The organism is Legionella wadsworthii DSM 21896 = ATCC 33877 (genome assembly GCF_000701265.1).
Lineage (GTDB): Bacteria > Pseudomonadota > Gammaproteobacteria > Legionellales > Legionellaceae > Legionella > Legionella wadsworthii.
Window position 1 is genome coordinate 1 of the sequence record NZ_JNIA01000006.1, and the last position, 2765, is coordinate 2765.

Sequence of the window (2765 nt, forward strand, 5' to 3'; positions counted from 1 at the left end):
AAGAGGTAACACAAGCGTACTTGTATTAGCAGTAAACATGTAATCTGAGGTAATTGAGATTATATGGTCAAGAAGAGAAGCGCAAACGGTGGATGCCTTGGCAGTAAGAGGCGATGAAGGACGTGGAATCCTGCGAAAAGCTCTGGTGAGCTGGAAACGAGCGTTTAACCAGAGATGTCCGAATGGGGGAACCCGGCTGTACGTGAGTACAGTCATCTGTAGCTGAATACATAGGATACAGAAGCGAACTCGGGGAACTGAAACATCTAAGTACCCGAAGGAAAAGAAATCAATTGAGATTCTCTAAGTAGCGGCGAGCGAACGGGGAAGAGCCTGGTGTGATTTATAATGCAATGAATTAGAACAACCTGGGAAGGTTGGCCATAGAGGGTGAAAGCCCCGTATAGAGAGGTTGCATTAAGAACTAAGCACACGAACAAGTAGGCCGGGACACGTGTAATCCTGGTTGAATATGGGTGGACCATCATCCAAGGCTAAATACTACTTACTGACCGATAGTGAACCAGTACCGTGAGGGAAAGGCGAAAAGAACCCCGGAGAGGGGAGTGAAATAGAACCTGAAACCGTTTGCGTACAAGCAGTGGGAGCATGGCTTAGGCTGTGTGACTGCGTACCTTTTGTATAATGGGTCAGCGAGTTACTTTCAGTGGCGAGGTTAACTGAATAAGGAAGCCGTAGAGAAATCGAGTCTGAATAGGGCGCGAGTCGCTGTGAGTAGACCCGAAACCGGGCGATCTAGTCATGTGCAGGATGAAGGTTGGGTAACACCAACTGGAGGTCCGAACCGGGTAATGTTGAAAAATTATCGGATGACGTGTGACTAGGAGTGAAAGGCTAATCAAGCCCGGAGATAGCTGGTTCTCCCCGAAAGCTATTTAGGTAGCGCCTCGTGAATGATTGCTGGGGGTAGAGCACTGTTTCGGCTAGGGGGCTGTCATGGCTTACCAAACCGATGCAAACTCCGAATACCGGCCAATTGAATCACGGGAGACACACGGCGGGTGCTAACGTCCGTCGTGAAGAGGGAAACAACCCAGACCGCCAGCTAAGGTCCCCAAGTTATGGTTAAGTGGGAAACGATGTGGGAAGGCATAGACAGCCAGGAGGTTGGCTTAGAAGCAGCCACCCTTTAAAGAAAGCGTAATAGCTCACTGGTCGAGTCGGCCTGCGCGGAAGATGTAACGGGGCTAAAACCATACACCGAAGCTGCGGATGTGTACTTAGAGTATACGTGGTAGGGGAGCGTTCTGTAGGCTGATGAAGGTGCATTGAGAAGTGTGCTGGAGGTATCAGAAGTGCGAATGCTGACATGAGTAACGATAATGAGGGTGAAAAGCCCTCACGCCGGAAGTCCCAGGTTTCCTGCACGACGTTAATCGGAGCAGGGTGAGTCGGCCCCTAAGGCGAGGCTGAAGAGCGTAGTCGATGGGAACCAGGTTAATATTCCTGGACTTTTTATAAGTGGTGAAGTGGGGACGGAGAAGGCTAGATAAGCCAGGCGTTGGTTGTCCTGGTACGTGCATGTAGGGGGATAGATTAGGCAAATCCGGTCTATCATTAACTCTGAGGTGCGACGTGGTGCTGACACTTCGGTGTACAGCGAAGTTATTGATGCCCGGCTCCCAGGAAAAGCTGCTAGCCATAACTTATAGAGAACCGTACCGCAAACCGACACAGGTGGACAGGTAGAGAATACTAAGGCGCTTGAGAGAACTCGGGTGAAGGAACTAGGCAAAATGGTACCGTAACTTCGGGAGAAGGTACGCCCTTTGAGGTGAGGAGATTTACTCTCTGAGCTTTGGAGGGCCGCAGAGACCAGGTGGCTGCGACTGTTTATTAAAAACACAGCACTCTGCAAATTCGTAAGAAGACGTATAGGGTGTGACGCCTGCCCGGTGCCGGAAGGTTAATTGATGGGGTTATCTTCGGAGAAGCTCTTGATCGAAGCCCCGGTAAACGGCGGCCGTAACTATAACGGTCCTAAGGTAGCGAAATTCCTTGTCGGGTAAGTTCCGACCTGCACGAATGGCGTAACGATGGCCACACTGTCTCCACCCGAGACTCAGTGAAATTGAAATCGCTGTGAAGATGCAGTGTACCCGCGGCTAGACGGAAAGACCCCGTGAACCTTTACTATAGTTTTGCACTGGACTTTGATGATAACTGTGTAGGATAGGTGGGAGGCTATGAAGTGAGGACGCTAGTTCTCATGGAGCCAACCTTGAAATACCACCCTGTTGTTATTGAGGTTCTAACTTGGTCCCGTAATCCGGGATGAGGACAGTGTATGATGGGTAGTTTGACTGGGGCGGTCTCCTCCCAAAGAGTAACGGAGGAGCACAAAGGTACCCTCGGTACGGTCGGACATCGTACCAAGAGTGTAAAGGCATAAGGGTGCTTGACTGCGAGAGCGACGGCTCGAGCAGGAACGAAAGTTGGTCTTAGTGATCCGGTGGTTCTGAATGGAAGGGCCATCGCTCAACGGATAAAAGGTACTCCGGGGATAACAGGCTGATACCGCCCAAGAGTTCATATCGACGGCGGTGTTTGGCACCTCGATGTCGGCTCATCACATCCTGGGGCTGAAGCAGGTCCCAAGGGTATGGCTGTTCGCCATTTAAAGTGGTACGCGAGCTGGGTTTAGAACGTCGTGAGACAGTTCGGTCCCTATCTGCCGTGGGCGTAGGAAAATTGAGAGGAGCTGCTCCTAGTACGAGAGGACCGGAGTGGACGAACCTCTGGTG

General features: G+C 51.0%; 1 rRNA gene. It reads left to right on the plus strand.

Annotated elements, in window-relative coordinates:
• Nucleotides 1–65 precede the first annotated feature (65 nt).
• Nucleotides 66–2765, plus strand: a 23S ribosomal RNA gene (locus tag BU07_RS0100565); the annotation flags it as partial.